The 2,750-nt window shown below is 60.5% G+C and carries 4 protein-coding genes; all 4 read left to right on the top strand.

Going from position 1 to position 2,750, the window contains the following annotated elements; genetic code table 11:
- Positions 1-51 precede the first annotated feature (51 nt).
- Entirely contained in the window at positions 52-837 is a 786-nt protein-coding gene (locus tag H1Y01_RS17785) for a tyrosine-protein phosphatase (RefSeq protein WP_180541916.1), read from the top strand.
- Between the two features lie 140 nt (positions 838-977).
- Positions 978-1,271, top strand: a complete 294-nt coding sequence (locus H1Y01_RS17780; protein ID WP_180541914.1) for a hypothetical protein — start codon at positions 978-980, stop codon at positions 1,269-1,271.
- On the top strand, positions 1,261-2,250 hold the full coding sequence (locus tag H1Y01_RS17775) for a polysaccharide biosynthesis/export family protein (RefSeq protein WP_180541912.1): 990 nt from the start codon (positions 1,261-1,263) through the stop codon (positions 2,248-2,250). The genes H1Y01_RS17780 and H1Y01_RS17775 overlap by 11 nt, the downstream gene beginning before the upstream one ends.
- Before the next feature lies 1 nt (position 2,251).
- A partial coding sequence (locus tag H1Y01_RS17770; RefSeq protein WP_180541910.1) for a hypothetical protein occupies positions 2,252-2,750 on the top strand: 499 nt, incomplete at its 3' end.

Raw genomic sequence — 2,750 nt, 5'->3', positions numbered from 1 at the left:
AGGGACCCCGATAAGCCGTTCAAGGGAACCTTAAATTGATGACCCAGCCTCGTGCGATGCTGGTTTTCGTCGCTGATGATCGATATTCACAGTCACTTGATCTGGGGCGTTGACGACGGCGCGCAAACGATCGAGGACAGTTTGGCCATGCTGCGCGTTGCGGCCGAGACCGGGACCACCGATATCGTCGCCACGCCGCATGCCAATGACCGCTACGAGTTCGACCGCGCGGAACTGGAAACCCGAGTGGAGAAGTTGCGGGAAGCGAGCGGGGGAACGCCGCGCATCCATCTCGGCTGCGACTTTCACCTGAGTTTCAGCAACATCGAGAGCGCGCTGGCGAATCGGGACCTCTACACCGTCAACCGTTTACGCTACCTGATGGTCGAGCTGCCGGAAATGTTGATTCCGCCGGGGATCGATCGGGCGTTGGAGCATCTGCAGGACGCCGGCATGATTCCGGTGATTACCCATCCGGAACGGAATCGCGCCCTGTCCGAAGATGTCAAGCGGCTCGACCATTGGATCGGAATCGGCTGTTACGCGCAGATCACGGCGCAGTCGCTGGAAGGCCGTTTCGGACGGACCGCAAAGAACCTGGCATCGCGATGGATCGAAGGCGGCCAGGCGCACTTCGTGGCCAGCGATGCGCACGACATGGAAGCGCGTCCGCCGCGCCTGGACCGGGCATTTCAGATGATCGCGGAGAAGCACGGCGAAGCGGAAGCCCAACGCCTGCTACAGGATAACCCGCAACACGTACTCGACGGGACCGAGCTGCCTTACGCACGCCGGAGCCCCCGGGCGGGCAAGCGGCGACTGCGTTTTTTCAAGTAATCGTCAAAGATTTCCGGATTTCAAAGAAAATTATTTTTGAGATTATTTCGAGAAACCGCAACTTTTCCATTGTTTTGTTGTATTACTTGTATGAAGGCGCGTATTTTTATATTTGCGCGAGTCCGTAGGAGGAGAACGAAATGGCGGTTTTGAAGCGTAAGACCAAGATGATCAGCCTGAGACTGTCTCCGGAAGAGTACGAGGCTCTGCGCAGCCTGTATCGGGTTCACGGGTCCCGCAGCGTATCCGAGTTCGCGCGCACCGCGATGCAGCGGGTGATTGCCGAAACAGTGGCGCCCCAGCAATCCCTGGAGGGCAGGATTCAGGAGCTGAATTCCAAGATGGCGTTGATCGACCATGATGTCGCCCGGCTAGTTAGTTTGCTAGAGAATCGGATTCAAGCTCCAGCCGCGTTGTCAGCGGATGCAGCTTAGCCCCGCGGCGATTGTTGCGTGCGGCGTGCTTTTCGCCGGGTTTGCTGGTCAGCAGAGCCCGGCGCCACCCTCGACCTCAAACTTAACGAATAATCAGGAGGCCGCGCACCGTCACGCGCGGCTGGCGGTCGGCGACGTAATCTCGATTCGCGTCCTCGATATGGATGAAATTCCCGACCATCCAATCCGGATCGACGATAGCGGGGCTATCGATCTGCCGGTTGCCGGACGCCTGGTAGCAGCGGGCCAAACCACCGCCCAGCTGGAAGCGGAGATCCGGGGACGGCTGCGCTCTTTTCTGAAGAACCCGTCCGTCACCGTTACCGTTACAGAGTTTGGCGAGGAGCCGGTGGCCGTCGCCGGCGAGGTTGTCTCACCGGGCATCAAGCAGGTGCATGGACCCAAGAACCTGATGGAAGTGCTGGCGGAAGCCGGGGGGCTGAAGCCCGATGCCGGACCGACCGTCCGTATCACGCGGCTGCGGGCGGAAGGCCCTCTGCCCTTGCCGGACACTCACATCGACGCCACCGGAATGTATGTCGTCGGCGAAATAAGAATTCGCCCGATCCTCGCCGGAGAAAATCCGGGTGAGAATATCAATATTCTCCCGCACGATCTAGTTACCGTACCGGCGGCCGAGATGATTTATGTACTCGGCGAGGTCGTCAGACCGGGAGCGTACGAGCTATCGACGGCGCGGATGTCCGTGCTGGATGCTTTGGCGTTGGCGGGCGGCTCGGCTCGCAATGCGAGTTCGTCGCGCGCTCGAGTGCTGCGCGCCGTTGCCGGGCGTTCGGACCGGATGGAGTTTCAGGTGAATCTCGATCGCATATTAGCCGGTAAAGCACGGGAATTCGAGCTGCAGCCCCAGGACATATTCTATCTGCCAACGAATAAAGCCAAAGTGGTGTCGACGCGCGCGCTCGAAGCCATGATCGGCACAGGGTCTTCCATCGCGGTTTTCCGGGGCTCGCGGTAGCATGCCGCCGTCGCAGGCGGGTTCCCGGGGCCTGGCGGTCCGGGAGACTCCGCGTTTGCCGGAAGAAGTTCCGGCGTTGTTCTGGATCGAGCAGATAGCCGTGCTTCGCCGCCGCTGGAGGGTTTTGGCCGCTTCCGTTGCGACGGGAATCGGAATCGCGCTCTCGATCTCCTCGCTTCAGCCCAGGCTGTACCACGCGAAAACTTCCGTCGAAATCCAACCGGTGTCCGAAAATTTCCTGAAATCGCCTGCCGAGAATGGCGACGCGGTTCAGCCGCCGGATATCCAAACGCAGATTCAGATCATTCAGAGTGCCGAGGTGGCGGGAAGCGCGCGCGTGCGGCTGAATCGGGTTGGCGCCGGGGTCGGCGCCGGGGTCGCCAATCGGGTCACCGACGACGTGGCGCGGTCTTTAAGCGTTCACACGGCGGGGCAGACCCGCATTATAGAAATCGAAGCGGACGCGCGCGACCCTCGGATCGCGTCGGATTACGTGAACG

The sequence above is a fragment of the Nevskia soli genome, from assembly GCF_903970205.1.
Lineage (GTDB): Bacteria > Acidobacteriota > Terriglobia > Bryobacterales > Bryobacteraceae > Bog-113.
The sequence above is the reverse complement of the archived record's forward strand: the minus strand, read 5'-3'. Positions and strand labels throughout refer to the sequence as shown.